Raw genomic sequence first — 21,577 nt, 5'->3', positions numbered from 1 at the left:
GTGAAAAAGCCAAACAGCTCGATGAGGTGTTTGGCTTTAACAATACGCTTAGTGCGGTCTGTTCAAAAGCCTTAGGCTTTTGGATGACGATATTTACAAGTAGTTTGCGTCGGCAAGATCGCTCGCCAATGCGTTTTTAACTTCAGCACGTGCTTTTAGCCACTCGAGCACAGCAACGCGTTGCTCTTCGGTTGCACTTTGGTAACGCTCTTTAGCGCAGATAAAGCCTTCAAAGTGTTCAAGACCGCCACCGCCAAAACAAAGCCCTTGTGCGTCAATAAAATCAATAAAATCATCAACGAACACATCGTAACGTTCAAAATCATGAATATCGGTTTCACAGCTGATCTCGAAACCGAGAATAGAGAACTCACCTAAAAAGAGTTTTTTGCGTAGGCGGCGATTTTTGTTTTCCACTTTATCTAGTTTCATGATCTTCTCTCTATGTTGTATGACTGAAAGGAGCTTTGCCTGTTTGCTTGTCACTCAGAACCGATTGCAGACTGAAATAACAGTGCTCTGAAGCAAAGTCGAGCCCTTTATACTCTGGTTCGTCGATGAAACCAAATACAATCGAGTCAAAACTCAAGGAATTGACCAGCTGACAACACAAATACAACAAAACCGCCATAATGTTAGCGCGTTTTTGTTATTTCTCACCGCGCGTGAGAATGCACTTTAAGTAAGTTCACTCGCTGTTCTCTGTAGAAGTTATTTACTGACACCGCTTAGATTTAGAGAAGCGAGTGATCACGAATAAACTGCGCAAGGTTTGTCGCGATTGTGTTGTGCTCTCGGACTGTTGGGTGCCAATGACAGCCTTCAAATGGGGAGGGAAAAGTATGGCTATAGACCTGACTTACTGCTTGTTGATTCAATCTGTTTATGGCGCCATTAGTCGCTGGAATAATGTAGTCATAAGGGTAAGCAGGGCGTGGTAGGATAAGAGTGCCGGCGAGTAAAAGAGGTTTACGCTGGTTGAAGGCATTCTTCAACCAGAATAATTAGTCTTCTACACAAACCTGATTACGTCCATTTGCTTTCGCTTTGTACAATGCTTTATCTGCACGATAGAAAGTGCGTTGCGTGTTTTCTCCATCTCGATGAAGGGTAATACCAATAGAAACGGTTAATCCGCGTTCACCGAGGATCTCTTTCCAGCCAAACTGATAAATCCGTTCACGATAATTCTCCGCATGCAACTCGGCTTTGGCCAAGTCGGTATTCTCTAATATCACCAAGAACTCTTCACCGCCGAAACGCACGCATGAGGCGCCCCTAAAGCGAAAATACGCGGCTAATTCAGAAGACACGTTGACGATGGCTTTGTCACCGACCAGATGGCTTAACTCATCATTGATCGATTTGAAATGGTCAATATCAATCACCATTAATGCAAAAGGAGTGTCGTGGAGTAGAAGATCTTTGAGTTTAACGTCGAGCCAACGGCGATTGTGAAGGGCAGTCAGCGGGTCGGTAAAGACATCTTGCTGCAACTGCGCAACCGCATTTTTATGTTGCTGTGTCGTCTCTTTGAGCTCTCTGTTCTCGATCTCTGAGAGAATCAGTTTTAGTTGCAGTTCAAAGCGTGAAATTCTTCTCAGCTGAGAAGGGCCAAGTTCACCGATGGGGATATGCCTCATCAGATCACTTTCAATCCGAAATCCTTTCCTTTCAAACGTCAACGCTTCTTTAAAGTGCCCTTGAGCGGCGAGTACTTCACTCATCGCTTGGTAAAACTGTTTAGCAATGATGGGTGACGTTTTCATCTCTATATTTTTAGACGCGCTATTTAGCAGCAGATCAGCGAGTTCTTTTTTGCCGATGGCGCAGAGCGAGTAAGTCATTTCAATCCGATTCATCACTGACAACCAAGTCGAATTTAGATTGCCATAGATATACTGTACTTTTGAAAGTGACATCAGCGCCGCAGTATAGTCTTGCTCTAAGCGGGAAATTTTCGCTTGGTAGAGCAATATTTGACCTGAAAGGATTTTGTCACTCACTAAGATACTGAGCTCTTCACACTCTCTCATGAGATCTTTTGCCGAGTTTATCCTGCCCAAATTAATGTAACAGGACAACATGTAGAGCTTGTAACGTAAACGCAGAGAACGGCTGCCAATGGCGTGATCGATACTATCAATTTTCTGGTAGTAACGAAGCGCCCGCTGATGATCACCATAGGCATCACATAAGTTGCCCATCCCTAGAACTGCGGTGACGTACTCGTCTAGAAAGCCATGTTCAACAGCGAGATTGGACGCCGTGACATATTCGTGTAGTGCACCAGCATAATCGGCACTATCCATGAGCCGTTCACTAAGGTTGGCTTTCACCGTCAAAATATCTTCGGCATCGTTTGGCAAACTGAGGAGTGAAAGTGCTTGCTTCAATTCGTCAATGCTGAGCTGTAACTGCTTGAGTTTATATCGGTATTCTGCACTGATGATATAACAATACGCTTTCTCGCTATTGGTTGAAGCGATATGCTGTCGAACGTGGTTCCACAAGATGATGGCTTCTTCACCAGACACTGAAACTGGATCAAAACCCGCATCCGTTACTTTGTTTATCAGCTTCTCCATGCTCATTTTTTACCCTTACTATTTTTTGAGTCTTCTAATTGTTCCAGTGTGAAAGGGAAGGTGAGAATATCTTGGAGCGTAAGCTTAGGCAGCGATCCATTTAATCCTCTACGCTGCCATGGATAGAGGGATAGCATGGTTGAGACAGTTTTGAATAGTGCTTCCGCAGATTCACCTTTCTCGCTGATTAACATAGCGACTCGGTCTTTGCTCAATCGAGAAATGAGATCTTTCGGCGTTGAAAGGCTATGAGCCAACTCGGTGCAGACTTCAAGGTAAGCCGCATCTGAGTGCTGAATCATAATAATCGAATGATTAGCGTCTTTAAGTTCCGTTTTGAATAGAACCAACTGCTCCCACCAGTAAGTCTCTGAAACTACGTTTGAAAACTGTCTTTCAGGATCGTATTCATGTTGAGCTCGAATGCGATTGATGAGCTTACGCGCTCGTTGTTCCAGTTGCCGTTTGGAACTGCGTGCTTTGTCTAGACCCACGCGATTGGTTTGCTCTTTGAGCATTTGCAAAGAGTATTGACGATACTTTTTAAACGCGATGTAGGCTGCCTCATACTGCCCTTGTTCTTCAGCCACTTTTGACTGTTGAAAGCAGATTTGGCTAAGAAGTTCGCCATTATCGAACTGTTGTGCAGACAACTCTGCTTGGTCCAATAGTACAGAGGCGTTGAAGGTGTTTTTTCTCAGCAGTTCAAGACGCGCTCGGCTAATAAAAGAGTGCGCTTTCATCCAAGTCAAATTGTGTTCAACTGCGAGGTCGTGCGCTTTCTTGGTCGCCTCATCTGCCGCATCAAGACGCTCTAATCCCAATAGCGCCAAGCCACGGAAATCCCAAATTTCCGCTTGCCATGTGTTGTCGTGATGGTCTCTTAACACTTCGGTCGCACCGTCCAAGACCGTCAGCATTTCGACATAATTGTTCAGTAGGTAGTAATCCCAAGCGAGCAAAATCCGCGCTTTGCCTTCAGCCCAGTTAATACGGGCGCTGTTTGCGACTTTTACAGCAAGTTCGTGGGTTGAAGCGGCTAACTTATAATCATTGGTGATGCGCCAAACATTGCCAAGCCCAATGAGTGCCTCAATCTGAATTTCAGTTTCATCAATTAAAGCGGACTGTTCGAGCGCATTGATCCAAAATTGCTGAGCGGAATAGTATTTCGCTTGCCCCCAATATTGGAGTGCATAGATATGAAGAATCTGCGGGAGTCGATCATCGTTATCGAGACGGTTTTGTTTGTTGTGCGCGTCTTTGATGAGTTTCAGACCGCGCCGGTAATCCATTAAACACCAGCAACAGTGGGACTGGATTAGTAGGGCCTCAATTTCGCCTTCAGGATAGACAATCTGCTCTGCACGCAAGTAGCATTGCTCAGCAATTTTAAGTACCTTGGCTGGCTCATTATTAATGCGAGCTTTGATTTGTCTAAGTTCAGCGTCTAACTGAAGGTGGCTCTTATCCAAAATTTACATCCGTGCGATTCACTTGGCGTACAACACACTCATTATATTGACGTTTCGCATTTTCGCATCATCCGTTGATTAAAATTCGATGATGGGATGGTAAGTGAATATCAATATTGGGTGTCGTTTCACATTCTCAGCCCTGATTAGTGAGACTGCATTTAGGACAAAAGCTGTTTAATCGTCAATGGGCTTTTAGTAACACCTAGACGCTGCGCTGGCGTTTGTCCATGTTTATCTTGATAGCACAAATTATGCCAAGCTCGGAAAATGTCCAGTAATGGCAAGACGCCTCCGGGCCTTAACTTTCTCCTTGGCTCATTAACGAAACCTTCAAAAAGCAAATGAAAACGTGACTGATAGAAAGAGATATTTCGTGTGGTTGCACTATTAAACCACTGTTCTGGTAAGTTTTTATTGCCAGCTAAATAGCAGATACCTTTCAATTTTCTGCCTTGATTGGCGATAGCCCAGCGATCTCGCCACCAACTCATGTAGACAATGTCAAACTTTTCGTATGGCTGATCACGGTCCCAGCCTTTGTCTTCTTCAACATAAAGTAGGTCAACATTTTGACTTTGAATTCGAGGGAGGCAAACACTCAGTGCCGCAGAGCGCAATAGAGGATCTTGTGGCATGTAAAGTGAGACGCGTCCGGCTTCATTACACATGTCCAGCACATGCAAATAATGCGCATAAGAGGTGTAAGGCGGACGAACTACGGCTCCTTTCGTCGGGTAGTTGAAGGTCGCCATATTTCCCATAGGATCTTCAACGTTGCCGCGGGCCAAAATGGTTTGGTATTTCTGGTCAATACGTTCACGCAGATAATCAGACGGTGTGTTTTCAGGCTCTTTTGCCTCAGCGGTATACTGCGGCGAAACAAAGCGTGAAACCGCTTCATAGGGGTTGTGATCAACCGTACCTAATGGCTCTTCTTTGGCAGAGTAGTTCACATGTTGGCAAAGAATATAGCCAGAATGCGCATCACCTGTAGCCATCCAATACACACCATTGTCGCTATTGGGTTGCAAGCGTTGGTAATGAGATGCGAGTTCGTAATTGAGCGCATGATTGACCCATCGCGCATCAATCGTTGCCAATTTACGGCGGCAACGGCTGGCAATGTGTTCAACATGGTCATAAAACGTTTTTGGGTTGATGGCCAGTTTACGGCAAATCTCGCGTACCGAATAACCGGTGAACAACAGGCCCATCAAGTTTTCTTGAAACTGAAGCTTTTTGTTGGCGCCAGACCACTTATCGACAAACGTTGATTGACAGGATTTGCAGCGATAGCGTTGGCGATCACCACTGTAGCCAAAGGCATGGTAGAGATGCTTGTGGGTGTGAACGGAAAGGCCAAAGTTTGCGCAGTCATCGTTGCGACACGCTGGCAAACCATCACTGTGAAGTTGACGTAAGCGATGCAGCTCATTCAACACTTCACGGTTGTTAAGTAAGGGGGGGAAAGCTCCACATTCACGACAGACCATCGCTGGACGCTTAGGATTCGCATGTTGCAAAACATACCGTTTTGCATCGCTCAGACCAAAGTTGTCACACGCCAATGTTTTACAAAAGTTGAGTTGTAACCCATCTGCGTCTTTTGGCAGTTCGCCGTTAGACACGATCGCCCCCTCAGGATTATTCGGATGGCTGGGCGAACCCAGCCTAAAAACTTATAGATTGATTGCTGTTTCTAGAGCAACTTTCATCATGTCGTTGAACGACTTCTGACGATCTTCAGAGCTTAGTTTCTCGCCACGGATGATGTGGTCAGAAACAGTCAGAATAGTCAGTGCTTTTGCTTTTAGATCCGCAGCCACACCGTAGATGCCTGCTGCTTCCATATCCACACCTAGGATGCCTAGTTTTTCCATCTTCTCGAAGATGTCTGCTTCTGGTGTGTAGAAAAGATCCGCTGAGAATACGTTACCGACTTTTACTGGTACGTTTTGCGCACGTGCTTGTTTCACCGCTTCTTCCAACAGACCGTAATCCGCCAGTGCAGCGAAATCGTGATCGTTAAAGCGGATACGGTTTACTTTAGAATCCGTCGAAGCACCCATGCCGATCACAACGTCCATCAGGTTAACGTCGTCGCGCACTGCACCACAGCTACCAACGCGGATAACATTTTTTACGCCGTACTCAGCGATCAGCTCGTGAACATAGATACATGCAGATGGGATACCCATACCGTGGCCCATAACAGACACTTTTTTACCTTTGTAAGTGCCAGTGAAGCCGAACATGTTACGAACGTCACAAACTTGTTTTACATCTTCCAAGAAAGTTTCTGCGATGTACTTAGCGCGTAGCGGATCGCCTGGCATCAGTACGGTTTCTGCGAAATCACCTGGTTGTGCGTTGATGTGTGGGGTTGCCATAGTATTCTCCAATATTTCTATTGAGGTAATTGTCATCAAAAACAGAGTCAAATTACCAATTCTGTTGAAACTGTTTTCGTTCGTTGAGGCAATACTAGCTAGATAATTCGCCATTCCATGAGAGGTGGCTCACAAAAGCTCCTGATTATACATTTATAACCCCTATTGATAACTAAAAATGTTGAAACTCAATAGGCAATCGATTTGCCTTTTCTCACCCTTGGTCATCAGTGCATTGTAAAGCTTTTGTATGTCGCATTTTTATCCTGCTCGTTACAACTTGCTAACTAATGACATGCTTTAGTAACGCTAATTGTGGAAATTTTGCATGTGTTGTACGAAAAAAATATTTGTACAACCCATTTGTGAGTGCTATACCTATACAACAAATATTTTTGTACAAGGTGATTGCGATGAACTCTTCAGGAATTAAAGTTGGAATCAGTGCATGTGTGCTCGGTAGCCAAGTTCGTTTTGACGGCGGCCATAAGCAGAGTCGGTTTGTGGTCAACGAACTGATGCCTCACTTTGAGTTTGTATCTGTCTGTCCAGAAGTCGGTATGGGGATGCCTGTGCCTCGCCCCACGATTCGTCTAATTTCGAATGAAGAACGAATCTCAATGGTAGAAACAAAGAACCCTGACAAAGAATACACCCAAGAAATGCTTGCCTATTCAGAACAGCAAGTCGACGCACTGCAAGCCCAAGAGTTGTGTGGCTACATTGTTTGTGCGAAATCACCGACCTGTGGCATGGAGAAGGTGAAGATATACAAAGCCCATGGAGCGGAGAAAGAAGGTGTTGGTCTGTATACGCAAGTGCTGATGCGCAAGATGCCTTGGCTTCCGGTTGAGGAAGACGGTCGCCTCAATGATCCAGTATTAAAAGAGAATTTTATTACTCGAGTCTACTGCCTACATGATTTCAACAGCAGTGTCATGCGTCACTTATCACGAAAGAGCGTGGTAGATTTCCACTCTAGGTATAAGTTGACTCTCATGGCGCATCATCCAGAGTCTTACAAATCCTTGGGCCGTTTGGTCGCCAAAATCGCTGATTATGATATCAACGAGTTTGTTGTTGAATACCGTCAAGGTTTGATGGCCGCGCTAACCCGTCGAGCAAGCCGCAAAAACAACACCAATGTGTTAATGCATGTTCAAGGCTATTTTAAAACGGCACTGAACAAAGAGCAGAAAAGCGAGTTGGCGCAAGTGATACAAGATTACCGCACAGGTATGCTGCCGCTGTTGGCACCATTGACTCTGATTCGCCACTATCTCAATACCCATCCTGATGGCTATTTGGAAAGCCAAAAATACCTCAAACCTTATCCCCAGGAGTTGAAACTGCGTTATGGATTGTAAACAACCAATGGACAAAAAACTGTATGCCATTCGCGAAGTGTCAGAGTTAACAGGGGTAAAACCTGTGACGCTACGAGCCTGGCAAAGACGTTACAATTTGGTCCAGCCAGAGCGTACTGAAAAAGGGCATCGACTCTACAGCGAAGACAATATTGAGATGATTCGCGAGATTCAGGGTTGGCTCGCCAAAGGCATTGCCATCGGCAAGGTGAAAGATCTGCTGGCAAATCCCGACGCCGAAGGCGCATTTGCGGTGGAGAGTCGTGAGTTAGATGAAGTTGAACGAATGTTGTCGGCTCTGTCTGTACTGAACGCAGGTAAGGCTGAGTCGGTGTTAAATACGGTGCTGAAAGAGTATCCATTTACGGTGGTTTGCGATCAGTTCTTATATCCGGTCATGACGGCATTGAAACGGGTTAAAAGTACCACTCGTAGCCTACAAAAAGGCTTACTTCGATCGATGCTGCATACTCGCCTCACCTTTATTGTCGAAGCGGAGCGCAAAGCGGCCACGAAAGGCAAGTGCTTACTGCTTTCCTATGAAGGCGGAGATTTTATTGCAGGATGGATGGAGGCGGTGACGTTAAGCGAGCAAGGTTGGTATGTCACTTTGATTGATGGAGTCGAAGATCTTTCTGGGCTCGATTTTGCCGATGTCGCCGAACACTATCAGCGTGTGCATATTTTCTCGCATCGAGCGTTGCAAGAGAAACAACTCAACATGGTTAAGTCCATGCTGGATAACAACAAAGTTACGTTGAGCGATGTTTTGGCTCGACTCCAATTTGGGTAGGGATGGCAATGAAGCTGGTTTGGTTACGCAGAGACTTGCGCAGTGTGGACAACACTGCGCTCAATCATGCCATTGCGACATCACAAGAGGTGGTTGCCTGTTTTGTGGCCACCCCCTTGCAATGGCGCGATCATCATATGGCGCCCATGCAGGCCGATCTTATTGCACGGCGTTTGGCGGTGTTGGCGGAAGAACTCAACGCGCTCAACATCCCACTGTTGTACGACGAAGTGGATGACTACGCCAAAAGCGCAACACGCGTTGCGCACTGGGCTGAACAATTGGCGGTTAGTGAAGTGGTGTTTAACCGCGAATATGAAGTCAATGAGTGTGTTCGTGACAAACAGCTAGTCAATCAGCTCTCATCATCAGAGATGGGTGTCCTAGATGTTGAAGATAAGTGTGTGCAGGCACCTGGCTGCGTGTTGAATAAACAGGGGGACTATTTCAAAGTCTTTACACCGTTTAAAAAAGCGTGGCTGAAATCGTTTGTTCCACCACAGATCATTAAAACCTCAGCGGCGCAGCCGGTTGTATTGCCTGAAGCGCTGCAATCATCACTTTGGCATGAGCAGGCACCGTTTAGCTACCCACGAGAAAGCAGCGAGGCATGGTCTGTTGATTCTCGACAGATTCGTGAGACGTTAAGACACTTCTGCCATGAGGTAGTGGATCGCTATCACGAGCAGCGAGATTTCCCTGCCACGGCAGGCACCAGCGTGCTGTCTCCTTATTTGGCGATTGGCGCCATTTCGGTCAGGCAATGCATTGCACGACTGTATTGGCAGCAAAGTTATCTGTCGAACGGACGTGAAGTTTGGTTGAGCGAGCTTATTTGGCGTGAGTTCTATCATCACCTGATTCATTTTGAACCCAAGTTGGTCAAAGGGCAGGGCTTTGTCGAGTGGGAAAAACATCTGTTGTGGCCTGCAAAACCGGACTGGTTTGATCGTTGGTGTCGAGGGGAAACGGGCTATCCCATTGTGGATGCCGCGATGCGTCAACTCAACCAAACGGGATGGATGCATAATCGCTTGCGTATGATCGTGGCCAGTTTTCTCACCAAAGATTTGCACGTCAACTGGCGGTTGGGAGAGCAATACTTTATGCAAAAACTGGTTGATGGTGACTTTGCGGCCAATAATGGTGGCTGGCAATGGTGTGCCTCGACAGGGTGTGACGGTCAACCTTATTTTCGGATCTTCAACCCAATTACGCAGGGAGAGAAGTTTGACCCGAATGGCGAGTTTGTGAAGCATTGGCTACCAGAACTAGCAGAGGTGCCGAATAAGTTCGTTCACCAACCGTGGAACTGGCCAGGTCACAAGCAGCTAGATTACCCAGCACCAATGGTTGATCACAAACAGGAAAGAGAGATAACCTTGTCTTTGTATACCCAAGCCAAGGATTGTCTCTGAATGAAAATGCCAAAACCCACATTGATGACGCTTTTCTGTGCGGCATTGATGAGTTGGACGAGCGACGCTGCGACTTATGATCTTCCCGCGGAAGGCAGTCGGTTGATTGGACGCATCCAGCATCATGTTGTTGAAAAAGGCGAAACCATGGCGAACATCGCCAAGCAATATGATGTGGGTTTTCTGGCCTTGATGGCAGCCAATAAAGGAGTCGACCCATTTCTGCCTCAGGAAGGCTATGTGCTTTCCATCCCTAGTGAAATGGTGCTTCCGCCCGTGGAGTACCAAGGCATAGTGATCAATTTAGCGGAGTTAAGGCTTTACTACTTTGAGCCTGAGTTGGGTAAGGTGCACGTTTTTCCAGTTGGAATCGGCCGAGTCGGGCGTGATACGCCAGAAATGGTGACGTCAATTCGTGAAAAGCGACCGAATCCAACTTGGACACCCCCAGCTTCCATTCGTAAAGAATATCGAGAAAAAGGCATCGAACTGCCTAAAATTGTCCCTGCTGGACCAGACAATCCGCTGGGTGAGTACGCCCTTCGCTTAGCGTATGGCAGCGGTGATTATTTGATCCACGGAACGAACAAAGATTTCGGTATCGGTTTGCGCGTCAGTGCTGGCTGCATTCGCATGGAGCCAAAAGATATTGAATGGCTGTTTTCTCAAGTGGACAAAGGACAGAGAGTGAAGATCATCAACCAACCGGTGAAAGTGTCCCTTGAGCCGGGGCGAATTGTTTACCTTGAAGCGCACGAGCCACTCACCAGAAGCAATGGGGTTCAGGATGAGTTAGTTGTGCCAATAGAGTTGGATTGGTGGTTGAGCGAGTTAAATCTGAATGATTCGAAAGCGAAAGCGGTGATTGCGGCACAAAATGGTGTGCCAGTAGAGGTAGCTGCGCCAGGTTTTGAATAACCTGACGCAGATTACAGCAATTACTTGGTGTACGACTGAGCGATGTTGTCGATACGCTCGTTCGCACGCTCTGCTTCTTCTTGAGCGGCCATCGCTGCGGTTGCAGCTTCTTTGGCTTTCATCTCAGCGTCCGCTTGATTGCTTTTCAGTGCTGCCACTTCTTTAGACAATACTTCCACTTGATTTTTAAGATCTTCTACCTGCGCCATGGCTGCTTTGGTTTGTTCATCTGGCCCCGATGCACAACCGGCAAGTAAAAGAACAGAAGTAGTAGCAGCTGCAATTAGGATCTTATTCATAAAAACTCCTTGTTCTATAATTGTCTGTCATTATTGACACTAATGTCATATGACTCTTTGATTGTAGCGACAATAAATGACATCAGCGAATTAAAAAGTGAGCAACGCCCACATATTGAAGGATTTTTACGTAGCGCTAACAAAGATGAGACTTTTTTATCTGTGATGAATCGAAATCAGAGGGTTCCAATCTTGACATAAGAGCGCTTTCAGTGCCCCTAACGCTAAGTTAGATGAAAACTGGAATAATTTTCTGTGATCTCTATCCTTTATTATGCCGTTTGAGGTATCATTGCGCGTTTTTTATGATTCCTTCGCAGCCGCCAAAATGGCGCTCAAGATAGCTAGAAATAGTGGAGAAACCTTTGCAATTTAAAGATTTAGGCCTAGATAATCGTCTACTGAAGAACCTACAGCACTTAGATTTTAAGAAAGCGACAAAAATTCAGCAGCAAGCGATTCCAGTTGCGATTGCTGGTAAAGATTTGCTGGCATCCTCAAAAACAGGTTCTGGCAAAACGCTGGCGTTTGTTTTACCTATGCTTCACAAGTCTTTAAAAACAAAAGCATTGTCAGCTCGTGACCCGCGTGGTGTCATTCTTGCGCCTACTCGTGAACTTGCAAAACAAGTGTATGGAGAGCTTCGTACCATGCTGGGCGGTCTTTCCTACGACGCAACCTTGATCGTGGGTGGTGAGAACTTTAACGATCAAGTAAAAGCGCTGGCACGCTATCCTAAATTCATTGTCGCGACTCCAGGACGTCTTGCGGATCACTTAGAGCACAAATCTCTGTTCTTAGAAGGTCTTGAGACCTTGGTACTAGACGAAGCGGACCGTATGCTCGATTTGGGCTTTGCACCAGAGTTACGTCGTATCCACAACGCAGCGAAGCACCGTCGTCGTCAAACTTTAATGTTCTCTGCTACGTTGGATCACGCAGAAGTGAACGACATCGCATCAGAAATGCTGGATGCACCAAAGCGTATCGCGATCGGCGTATCGAACGAAGAGCACAAAGACATCACTCAACGTTTCTACTTGTGTGATCACTTGGATCACAAAGAAGCGCTTCTAGAGCGTGTGTTGAGCGAAGCAGAATACCGTCAGGTGATCATTTTCACGGCGACGCGTTCGGATACCGATCGTCTGACTGAAAAACTGAATGAGAAAAAGCTGAAAGCGATCGCGCTAAGCGGCAGTTTAAATCAAAGCCAGCGCAATACCATCATGAGCCAGTTTGAACGTACCGTGTTCAAGATCTTGGTGACGACGGATGTGGCATCGCGTGGTTTGGATATTTCAACCGTGACGCACGTGATCAACTTTGATATGCCAAAGCATACGGAAGAGTATGTTCACCGTATTGGTCGTACTGGCCGTGCTGGTAACAAAGGCGATGCCATCTCCTTGGTCGGCCCGAAAGACTGGGATAGCTTTAAGCGTGTAGAAGCTTACCTTCAGCAAGACATCGCTTTCTCTGAATTTGATGATCTTAAGGGTAAATTCAAAGGCATCAAACCACGTAAACCCGATTTCCGTGGGAAGAAACAAGACACAACGAAGAAAGCACGCCCACAGAAGAAGTCTGTGCCGAAAGCACCAGCGAAGCGCGATAAGAGCTTCTACCAAAACGTAGCAGTGGGTGATTCCGTGTTTATTCCTAAGAAAAAACCGGCCGCGCCAACCGAAGAGTAGTATCAACCGCTCACAGTAAAAAACCGCCAACGCTGGCGGTTTTTTACGGTTACGCTTTATTGGATTTGATGCGTGCCATGTAATAGGTATTAATGAACTTACCTTCTCGGAAGCAGGCATCGGTCGCTTCACCTTCAATCACAAAACCATGCTTTTTATAGAGAGAAATCGCCTTTTCATTATCGACATTCACTTCTATCTGAATTCTTCTTACATTGAGCCAGTTATCTGCCAGTTCCGTGACGGTTTCGATCAACTTGCTGCCAATGCCTAAGCCGTGAAAATCATCGTGTACGCCAATGCCAAATGAAGCACAGTGCGCCGTTCTTGGCCTTTGTGAGTGCTGAAATCCAATATTGCCAACCACTTTCCCATCAACTATTGCTACATAGCTATACACGCCCGCAGGTATGCTCGATAGCCTTTCCTTCCACATCGCCACTGACGGTTTTGGGAGCTGCAGGGTCTCACGTTGCGCCTTAGGTTGAGAATAAAGCTCAACGAGTGCTTCGGCGTCCTCGATTGAGGTTGGACGAATAGTAATCTCCATGCATTTCTCCTTGTTTGTTGTTGTTTTATCAATCTAACGGCATTTGTTAATGAAAACCAGATTTTTATTAACAAACTGAGTAGGTTAGAAATGGCAATAGTGAATAACCCTCAGGGCCTTATGGATTAAGGTGTATTAGTGAATGCTGTATTAATGTTCAATCATTCACTGGTCCTATTTGATTTTTTGATGGAATTTTTCCCTGTTATCTATAGTCAAAAACCTGTATAAAAAACAGTGTTTGATTCATTCAAGCTCATTCTTATTACAATAACGCAAGGAAAACGGATGCGAATTCAACGTTTTACTGCCAACTCGATTGCATTGGTCTTACTGGCCAGTCTTTCAAATCTGAGCTTAGCTCAAGAAAGTGTTGCTACAACGACCACAAACTCTCAACCCACCTGGTTGCGAGACATCGCTTTATCGCCAGACGGTCAACGAATCGCGTTTACCTACGCAGGGCAGATCTGGCTTATCGCAAGCAAAGGGGGAGAAGCCATTCCTCTCACTTCTGCTGACAGCTACAGTGAAAATCCCATTTGGTCACCGGACGGGGAATCCATTGCGTTTACGACCGATCGCTTCGGGCCTGGTGACGTTTTTTTGGTGAGCGCGAACGGCGGAGACGCAAAGCGACTGACTTACCACTTTAGCAAAGATGTTCCTTACGCTTTTAGTCCGGATGGACAAGAAATCTATTTTCGATCGTCACGGATCGGTGATATCGAGAGCAGTGTGAACAATGGCTTCGCGGGTAGCGCATCAGCGCAGATCTATTCAGTGGATGTGAGTGGAGGGCGTGAAAAGCTGCTGCTTGCCAATCCAATCAGCAGTTTGTCGATTAATGGGCAAACAGGCGAGTATCTCTATACCGATTTGCCGTCACCGATGGAGCAAGAGTGGCGTAAACGCGATGTCTCTGACGCCGCGCGCGATATCTGGCGCTTTGACCCTAAAACGGGTAAGCACACAAAACTGACCAATTATCGTGGTGAAGACCGCAATGCGGTGTGGGCTGAAGATGGCCGCTCTATGTTCTATTTGTCTGAGCGTTCAGGCAGCTTCAATGTTTGGCAACGCGTGTTATCCGACCCTTCGGCTGAACCCGTACAGATAACCCAACACGAGTTTTTACCTGTGCGTTTCTTATCGATTAGCCAGCAAGGTGATCTCGCCTATGGCTACGATGGCGATATTTGGTTTAAAGGCAAAGATGAAGTGGATGCTAAACCATTACAGGTGACTATTCGGCAATCCTTTCTCAGCAAAGGGAAGCGATTTGTTAACCTCAATCATGAAGCGACTGAAATTGCGGTTTCGCCGGTGGCGCCAGAAGTTGCCATAGTCGCCAGAGGTGATGTTTACGTGGTTTCTCTGCTCTCAGGGGTGACTAAGCGCGTAACCAAGACCCCGCAAGCAGAGCGTTATCTTTCTTTCTCAAATGATGGCCTTTCATTGCTTTATGCATCGGAGAGAAATGGCAATTGGGATGTCTTCCATAGCTACATTAATGATACGGGCAGAAGCTTTTCCACTTCGTTTGATGTGGTGGAAGAACAGCTTTCGGATGAAGCGGTTGACCAAACTCAGCCGCTGTATTCTCCAGATGGGACCAAGATCGCCTATCGCGAAAACAGCAATTCGATCAAGGTGTATGACATCGAAAACGACAGTTATCACGTGCTGTTAGACTCTTCGCAACTCTATTCCTACGTCGATCAGGATCTGAGTTATGAGTGGTCGCCAGATAGCCAATACTTGGTGACCCGTAATCGTGCCTCCTACAACGCTGATATTGTGCTGCTAAAAGCGGATGGCAGTGAAAAACCGTTGCAAATTACCAATACCGGTTTTATTGAGGGTGAGCCGAAGTTTAGCCACGACGGGCAGATGATCTATTGGAGCACTGATCGAAATAGCTTGAGAGATATCGATAAGTGGGCGGTGCAGTCAGACATCTATCTGACGGTTCTCAACCAAGAAGCGGATTTCAATTGGAAGAAGGACGATGAGCAACGTTGGCTCGAAGAGGAGCGCGCAGCGGATTCCGGCGAAGAGCCAGGCGAGCAAGCCCCACAAGAGACCGTGGTGGAGAGTAAAGGGCTCAAACATCGTACCTATCGAGTTACGCCGTATTCCATGACGCCAATTTTCAGCTACCTTTCTCCGGACAATCAATCCTTGTTGGTGGCAAACTTGGTCGGCGACGAGGTAGAGTTCACCGACATCAATACCCAAACCGGGGAAACGAACGTTCTGTTTACACGCAGCAGTGAAGATGTTGCTGTGGTGAAGATGGAGCCGGATATCGAAACCTTGGTGATTATCGGTGCGCACGGTATTGAAGAATTGCATCTGCCAAGTGGCGAGGGCAACTATGTCGATTACCAAGCAGACGCCAATTATGATTTCCGTGCGGAAGTGGAATACATCTTTGATCACGCTTGGCGTCAAACGGATACCCGCTTTTATGACAAAGGCATGCATGGCGTGGACTGGCAAGGCTATGGTGAGGCGTATAAACGATATCTGCCAGGGATTCATCACTACCAAGATTTTGCGGAGTTACTGAGTGAAATGTCGGGTGAATTGAACGCGTCACACACCGGAGCAAGTTACAGTAGCTACCATTCAACTTGGTCGGAGCCTGCGTCACTTGGGTTGTTTTATGATGACCAATACCGCGGCAAAGGGGTTCGTGTTAAAGCGGTGATTCCAGGTGGTCCTGCGGATATCTACCAATCTCCGATCAAGGCGGGCAGTATCATCTACTCTGTGGATGGCATAGAGGTGGCTCCAGAAATGGATATCTATCCGCTGCTGGATAACAAAGCGGGTAAACGCGTTCGTTTAAGTGTGCTCAAACCGGGTGATAAAGCCGCGCAAAATGTGCTGCTGGTGCCGACGTCGCTTGAACAAGAGGCTCAGTTGGCTTATGAGTTGTGGGTTGAACAACGCAAAGCCCTAACCGAGGAACGTTCGCAAGGCAGACTGGGTTATATCCATATTCCTGAGATGGGACCGGCGTCCTACGAAACCTTAGTCAATGAGTTATTTGGTGAGTACAACGACAAAGAAGGAGTCATCATCGATATCCGCTACAACATGGGCGGGAATTTGCATGATCAACTGATGGAAACCCTTTCCGGCACGCGCCATAGTGCTCAAGTGACGCGTGATGGCTATCAACTGTCGACATTCCCTGAGCGCCGCTGGGCAAAACCGAGCATCATGCTGGCAAACGCCGCGAGCTATTCCGATGGCTCGATTGTGCCTTATTTCTACCAGCGTGAGGGCATTGGTCAGTTGGTGGGTGAACGAGTGCCGGGTACTGGAACGGCGGTGTTGTGGGAACCACAACAAGAGCAGAGTTTGGTGTATGGCATTCCGCAGCTCGGTTTCAAAGATGACCAAGGTCGATGGTTCGAAAACCAAGAAGTGGTGCCTGATGTGTTGGTTTATAACTCACCAGAAGACATTGCGAACAATTACGATCGCCAACTGAAAGTTGCGATTGAAAGCTTGTTAGCACAATTAGACAAAACGCAGTAACTCTCTAGGGTTATCGTTACCAAAGGCTCAATACAACGAAGGTGGTATTGAGCCTTTGCTTTTTTCATCCCGATGGTTTCTTGAAGTGCATCTCATGGGTATGATGGTGGCATAACAATGCTCTTACCTAACGCAGAACTAAGGATAGCCCATGCGTGCACATCGCCATCGCTGGCAAACACCCCAAAATTTTTTATTACTCATTTCTATCATCGTCCCTATCGCATTTTCGACGTGGATGGCGCTGCTCAATAACTTTGTGATTGAAAAGGCACAGTTTGATGGTGCCGATATTGGTTTGCTACAAAGTGTTCGGGAAATCCCCGGTTTTCTTGCCTTTACGGTTGTGTTTGTTTTGCTGTTTGTACGAGAACAGCGCTTCATGCTGATCTCACTGGCGATGTTGACGTTGGGGACGGCATTGACGGGATTCTTTCCTTCACTGTTTGGCTTGTTAGCGACGACGTTACTGATGTCGACAGGCTTCCACTATTTCGAAACGTTGAAGCAATCGCTGTCATTACAGTGGTTAAGCAAAGAAGAAGCACCGGAGATGTTGGGTAAACTGGTCTCGATTGGCGCATTGGCGTCGTTAGTCACTTACGGTGCGATTTGGCTACTGCTTGAGGTGTGGCAATTGAGTTTTCAGATGGTCTATCTGCTGGCGGGTGGGGTTGGCTTTGTGCTGGTGATGGTCATGGCGTTTGCTTTTCCTCAGTTTCAAACGACGGTGGTGCAGAACAAGAAGTTGGTTCTGCGAAAGCGTTATTGGCTCTATTACGCGTTAACCTTTATGAGCGGGGCGCGTAGGCAGATCTTTACTGTTTTCGCAGGCTTCCTCATGGTGGAGAAGTTTGGTTATTCCGCTGCCGATATCACCTTGCTGTTTTTGGCAAACTACCTGTTCAACTTTTTATTTGCCAAACGTATTGGCCGTTTTATCGGTGTGGTGGGTGAGCGCAAAGCATTGACGTTTGAATACGTCGGTTTGATCTTTGTCTTTGTCGGTTATGCGCTGGTGCAATCCGCCGAATGGGCGGCCGCATTGTACATCATCGACCATCTCTTTTTTGCCTTGGCGTTGGCGATTAAAACGTACTTTCAAAAGATTGCAGACCCTGCGGACATGGCGTCAACGGCTGGCGTCGCCTTTACCATTAATCACATTGCCGCGGTGGTGATCCCAGTAACATTCGGTGTGATTTGGCTCGTGTCGCCTGCCAGCGTGTTTTACATTGGCGCGTTTATGGCGGCGATAAGTTTGCTGCTTTCTTTCAACATTCCCGCTAAACCGGAAGAGGGCAACGAGACTCGGGTTCTAAAGTGGAGTTAACAGGCTTGTTCTATTGGGGCAAAAATAAAGGGATGCAGTGTGCATCCCTTTGTGATCATCCGAACGGGTACCAGAAGAGCTGAGGCTCGATGACTCGTTTGGCAATGGCCAGTGTTACGATAAGCGCAATGCCCATCATGCACAGCTTATCGGAGCGACTCAGCGGCTTTAAGCTGTACCAAGTTCGTTGGTTGTGACGGCCAAAACCACGCAGCGTCATCGCGTTGGAGATTTGATCGGCGCGATCGAGGCTCGAGAAAATCAGTGGACCAAGAATTTTCGCAACGTTTTTCATGCGCGTGAACAGGGGTGCTTTTTTACTCAGTTCGACCCCTCTTGCTTGTTGTGCATGCATGATATTGACGAAGTCTTTTTTCACTTCCGGTAAATAACGCAGTGTTAAGCTCACCGCATAAGCGATTTTGTACGGCACGCCTAAACGGTTCAAACTGGCGGCAAATTCGGTTGGATGGGTTGTGAAAACAAACACCAACGCAATCGGGAACATGCTGAAATACTTGAGCGTAACCGTCAGTAAATAGAACAAGGTTTCCTGCGTCAAAGAGTATTGACCGGGCAATGGCAATAAGACGGTCGTCGAGCCCATAAACTCACTGCCTTGCTGTGGTGCAAGGGCAAACATAAACAAGGCATTGATCAACAATACGCTGGCGGTGCCGAGTAGCAATGGCTTGTAAACATGAAAAGGCACCTTGGTCATTTTGAGTAGCCCAAGGCCAACGATGATCAACACGCTGATCAAGCGCAGGTCGAACGTGGTTAAGACGACCGTCACCCAAGCGATGAACAGCAAAAACTTGGTGATGCCGTTAAGCTTATGCAGCGGAGATTGGGTATCGATGTAATTGATACCAAACTTCATTTTGTTGTCTTTCATGCCACATTTCTCTCAACGGTTTTCTCTAAGCGAGAAGCTTTTTCTACATCAATAAAATGCTGCATAAAGGCGTTGGTTTCAGCAATGTTTAAGCGCGTCGCAAGCTCATACAGGCTGGTGGTGGTTAGGTTTGCTCGGTCTAGCAATGCAGGGTTACTGAAAACATCCGTCATCGGCGCATCCGCCACAAGCTGGCTATCTGCAATCACGATGGAGCGTGTGGTGTATTCCAGTACCAAGTGCATGTCATGAGAAATGATCACGACGGTGATGCCTAGCTCTCGATTGAGCTTTTCAATGAAACTCAGCATTGAGGTGTAGTTGCGGTAATCCTGACCTGCGGTGGGCTCGTCGAGGATCAACAGTTCAGGCTCTAGGGCGAGAATCGAAGCGATAGTGACGCGTTTCTTCTGGCCGTAGCTGAGTGCTTCAATTGGCCAATGACGATATTTGCTTAGACCACACAATTCGAGCACTTCAAGCACCTTGTCGTTGACTTGCGGCTCGTCCCAACCTCGATTGCGCAGGCCAAATGCGACTTCGTCAAAAATCATATGGTGCGAAATCATGTGGTTAGGGTTTTGCATCACCACACCCACTTTTTGACTGCGTTCGAAAATGGTCAGCTCGCTAAGATCTTGGCCGTTTAAGTGCATCGTGCCGTCATCGGGTTCAATGACGCCCATGATCAGCTTGGTGATGGTCGATTTTCCGGAACCATTTTTGCCCAATATCGAGACAAATTCGCCGCGTTGCACATTGAAACTTACCCCTTCTAATGCGTTTTTCTCACCATCGTAGGAGTAGGTTAAGTTGCGCACGTCAAGCAAAGTCTCTGAACGAATGTGGTTGCTTGTCGTGTTCGCTTGGTCGAACCAATCTGTCATCGCGTGCTGATAATTGGCCAAGGGTAACGAGCTTAAGCTTGAGGGGTGATCGTCTACCGCAAGATGGCAGCCTGCGGATTTTAGCGCCGTTAGGTAAAGCGGCTCGCGAATACCATATTGTGCCAATAATGGCGAAGCAAGCAGCTCGTTTGGCGTGGTATCAGCAATAATCTCACCGCCATCCATCAGAATGATGCGGTCGACGTGACGATGCAGCACATCCTCGAGACGGTGCTCGATGATGACCACGGTTTTGCCTGTCTTGCGATGGAGCTCATCAATGATTTCAATGGTGCGTTTGCCGGTTTTTGGATCGAGCGCTGCCAAAGGTTCATCAAACAGCAGAATATCGACATCATCCACGAGAATGCCTGCCAACGAAACACGTTGTTTCTGTCCGCCCGAGAGATCGTGTGGCGAGCGTTGCAACATTTGCTCAAGGTCCACCATCTTCGCGGTGGCTTTGACCAGCGAGTACATCTCAATATTGGCGGTGAGCTGGTTTTCAAGTGCAAACGCGATGTCTTCACCGATGCTTAAACCGACAAATTGGCTGTCGGTATCTTGCAGCACGGTCCCCACCTGTTCGGTGAATTGGTGCATGGCGAACGTCGCTGTTTCTTGGCCGTTGATGGTCAAAGAGCCGAACACTTCACCTTTGATTGCGTGGGGGATAAGCCCATTTAAACACTGGCCAAGGGTAGATTTACCACTACCACTTGGACCAATAATGACGATTTTCTCTCCTTTCTCTATCCTTAGATTGATATTTCTTAGCGTCGGTTTGTCCAGCGACTCATATCTAAAAGAGAAGTTAGAAAATTCGATTGTCATTCGACATTAAGCCTCTGTTAGGTTGCGGCTTTGTTTATTGCGTTTCGCTACCGATTTCAAAATGAAGTAGCCAACGATAGCGATTAATACGGTGTTACCAGAAGCAATGATGGTGAGCTGCGTGAACACTTTAGTGAACGGTTCTGCATACAAAATGGTGTCGAGAAACGCGGAACAGCCGTAACCAAATACGTTGCCAAGCAGTGCGAGCACAACAAAGAGAGAGAAATCTTTGAGATTGAATTCGCCTTTCTCTAAGCGATTACGAGTAAGAGAAGGGAATAGACCAATGATAAGGCCGACAATGCCCGAACCAAGAACCCAGGTTAGCCAAACGCCCCAGCCGGCAAAAAGATCCGTGACCCAGTGGCCAATAAAGCCCACCAAGAACCCCACTAAAGGACCAAACAGAACCGAAAATAGGGCAAGAACCGCCATGGCTGGTTTGAGGGTGGTGTTTGCAAACACGGGGATACCAAACATGGGTAACCCACCAATACCATAAAGAGCAGCACCGATGGCAATCACCACAACGGTTTTAGCGGAAAGATTCATAGATAACCTCAGTTCAA

General features: G+C 46.9%; 17 protein-coding genes. 7 read left to right on the top strand and 10 right to left on the bottom strand.

Translation table 11 applies throughout. The features are described from left to right. Window positions 1-93: 93 nt before the first annotated feature. The 5 genes from LZU85_RS10415 to deoD form a co-directional block, all read right to left on the bottom strand. Complete coding sequence (locus LZU85_RS10415) at window positions 94-432, bottom strand: YggL 50S ribosome-binding family protein (RefSeq protein ID WP_176298168.1); 339 nt, start codon at window positions 430-432, stop codon at window positions 94-96. Between the two features lie 572 nt (window positions 433-1,004). Beyond that, window positions 1,005-2,588: a tetratricopeptide repeat-containing diguanylate cyclase gene (locus tag LZU85_RS10410; protein WP_176298167.1), complete on the bottom strand. Its 1,584-nt coding sequence runs from the start codon at window positions 2,586-2,588 to the stop codon at window positions 1,005-1,007. A 2-nt stretch (window positions 2,589-2,590) separates the two neighbouring features. Further along, window positions 2,591-4,063: a hypothetical protein gene (locus LZU85_RS10405; protein ID WP_237287030.1), complete on the bottom strand. Its 1,473-nt coding sequence runs from the start codon at window positions 4,061-4,063 to the stop codon at window positions 2,591-2,593. 161 nt (window positions 4,064-4,224) lie between these two features. Then, window positions 4,225-5,694 (bottom strand): IS1 family transposase, encoded by a 1,470-nt coding sequence (locus LZU85_RS10400; protein WP_176298165.1) that lies wholly within the window; start codon window positions 5,692-5,694, stop codon window positions 4,225-4,227. Window positions 5,695-5,745: 51 nt separating this feature from the next. After that, window positions 5,746-6,456: a purine-nucleoside phosphorylase gene (gene deoD / locus LZU85_RS10395; protein WP_011082389.1), complete on the bottom strand. Its 711-nt coding sequence runs from the start codon at window positions 6,454-6,456 to the stop codon at window positions 5,746-5,748. A 413-nt stretch (window positions 6,457-6,869) separates the two neighbouring features. On the opposite strand from deoD, the gene LZU85_RS10390 reads away from it, so the two are divergent. From LZU85_RS10390 to LZU85_RS10375, 4 genes are read left to right on the top strand one after another with little or no spacing between them, the layout of a single operon-like run. Continuing rightward, a complete protein-coding gene (locus tag LZU85_RS10390) occupies window positions 6,870-7,823 on the top strand; it encodes a YbgA family protein (RefSeq protein ID WP_237287029.1) in 954 nt (317 codons plus the stop codon). Next, window positions 7,813-8,616, top strand: coding sequence for a MerR family transcriptional regulator (locus LZU85_RS10385; protein WP_237287028.1), 804 nt, complete (start codon window positions 7,813-7,815; stop codon window positions 8,614-8,616). Before LZU85_RS10390 ends, LZU85_RS10385 begins: the two co-directional genes overlap by 11 nt. Window positions 8,617-8,624: 8 nt before the next feature. Next, window positions 8,625-10,034: a deoxyribodipyrimidine photo-lyase gene (phrB, locus tag LZU85_RS10380; protein WP_237287027.1), complete on the top strand. Its 1,410-nt coding sequence runs from the start codon at window positions 8,625-8,627 to the stop codon at window positions 10,032-10,034. Continuing rightward, window positions 10,035-10,952: a L,D-transpeptidase family protein gene (locus tag LZU85_RS10375; RefSeq protein ID WP_176298161.1), complete on the top strand. Its 918-nt coding sequence runs from the start codon at window positions 10,035-10,037 to the stop codon at window positions 10,950-10,952. Between the two features lie 20 nt (window positions 10,953-10,972). Here LZU85_RS10375 and LZU85_RS10370 read toward each other — a convergent pair whose 3' ends face one another. Continuing rightward, window positions 10,973-11,251: an Lpp/OprI family alanine-zipper lipoprotein gene (locus LZU85_RS10370; RefSeq protein WP_176298160.1), complete on the bottom strand. Its 279-nt coding sequence runs from the start codon at window positions 11,249-11,251 to the stop codon at window positions 10,973-10,975. Window positions 11,252-11,604: 353 nt separating this feature from the next. Between LZU85_RS10370 and LZU85_RS10365 the strand changes: the two genes are divergently transcribed. Next, entirely contained in the window at window positions 11,605-12,948 is a 1,344-nt protein-coding gene (locus tag LZU85_RS10365) for a DEAD/DEAH box helicase (RefSeq protein WP_237287026.1), read from the top strand. Between the two features lie 49 nt (window positions 12,949-12,997). Here the strand turns inward: LZU85_RS10365 and LZU85_RS10360 are convergent, their stop codons facing one another. Further along, window positions 12,998-13,498: a GNAT family N-acetyltransferase gene (locus LZU85_RS10360; protein ID WP_237287025.1), complete on the bottom strand. Its 501-nt coding sequence runs from the start codon at window positions 13,496-13,498 to the stop codon at window positions 12,998-13,000. Between the two features lie 288 nt (window positions 13,499-13,786). Between LZU85_RS10360 and LZU85_RS10355 the strand changes: the two genes are divergently transcribed. Together LZU85_RS10355 and LZU85_RS10350 are read left to right on the top strand one after the other, a co-directional pair. Beyond that, window positions 13,787-17,053: a S41 family peptidase gene (locus LZU85_RS10355; protein WP_237287024.1), complete on the top strand. Its 3,267-nt coding sequence runs from the start codon at window positions 13,787-13,789 to the stop codon at window positions 17,051-17,053. Between the two features lie 151 nt (window positions 17,054-17,204). Continuing rightward, complete coding sequence (locus tag LZU85_RS10350; protein WP_045621310.1) at window positions 17,205-18,386, top strand: MFS transporter; 1,182 nt, start codon at window positions 17,205-17,207, stop codon at window positions 18,384-18,386. A 55-nt stretch (window positions 18,387-18,441) separates the two neighbouring features. Here LZU85_RS10350 and LZU85_RS10345 read toward each other — a convergent pair whose 3' ends face one another. The 3 genes from LZU85_RS10345 to LZU85_RS10335 are packed head-to-tail and all read right to left on the bottom strand — an operon-like array spanning window position 18,442 to window position 21,560. Next, window positions 18,442-19,284: an energy-coupling factor transporter transmembrane component T family protein gene (locus LZU85_RS10345; protein ID WP_072604560.1), complete on the bottom strand. Its 843-nt coding sequence runs from the start codon at window positions 19,282-19,284 to the stop codon at window positions 18,442-18,444. Then, window positions 19,281-21,005 (bottom strand): ABC transporter ATP-binding protein, encoded by a 1,725-nt coding sequence (locus LZU85_RS10340; protein WP_237287023.1) that lies wholly within the window; start codon window positions 21,003-21,005, stop codon window positions 19,281-19,283. The genes LZU85_RS10345 and LZU85_RS10340 overlap by 4 nt, the downstream gene beginning before the upstream one ends. 6 nt (window positions 21,006-21,011) lie before the next feature. Beyond that, on the bottom strand, window positions 21,012-21,560 hold the full coding sequence (locus LZU85_RS10335; protein WP_011082383.1) for an ECF-type riboflavin transporter substrate-binding protein: 549 nt from the start codon (window positions 21,558-21,560) through the stop codon (window positions 21,012-21,014). Window positions 21,561-21,577: the final 17 nt, after the last annotated feature.

Origin of the sequence: Vibrio floridensis (assembly GCF_021852965.1) — a bacterium.
Lineage (GTDB): Bacteria > Pseudomonadota > Gammaproteobacteria > Enterobacterales > Vibrionaceae > Vibrio > Vibrio floridensis.
Note: the sequence above shows the minus strand (reverse complement) of the source record. Positions and strands in the feature narration are given on the sequence as shown.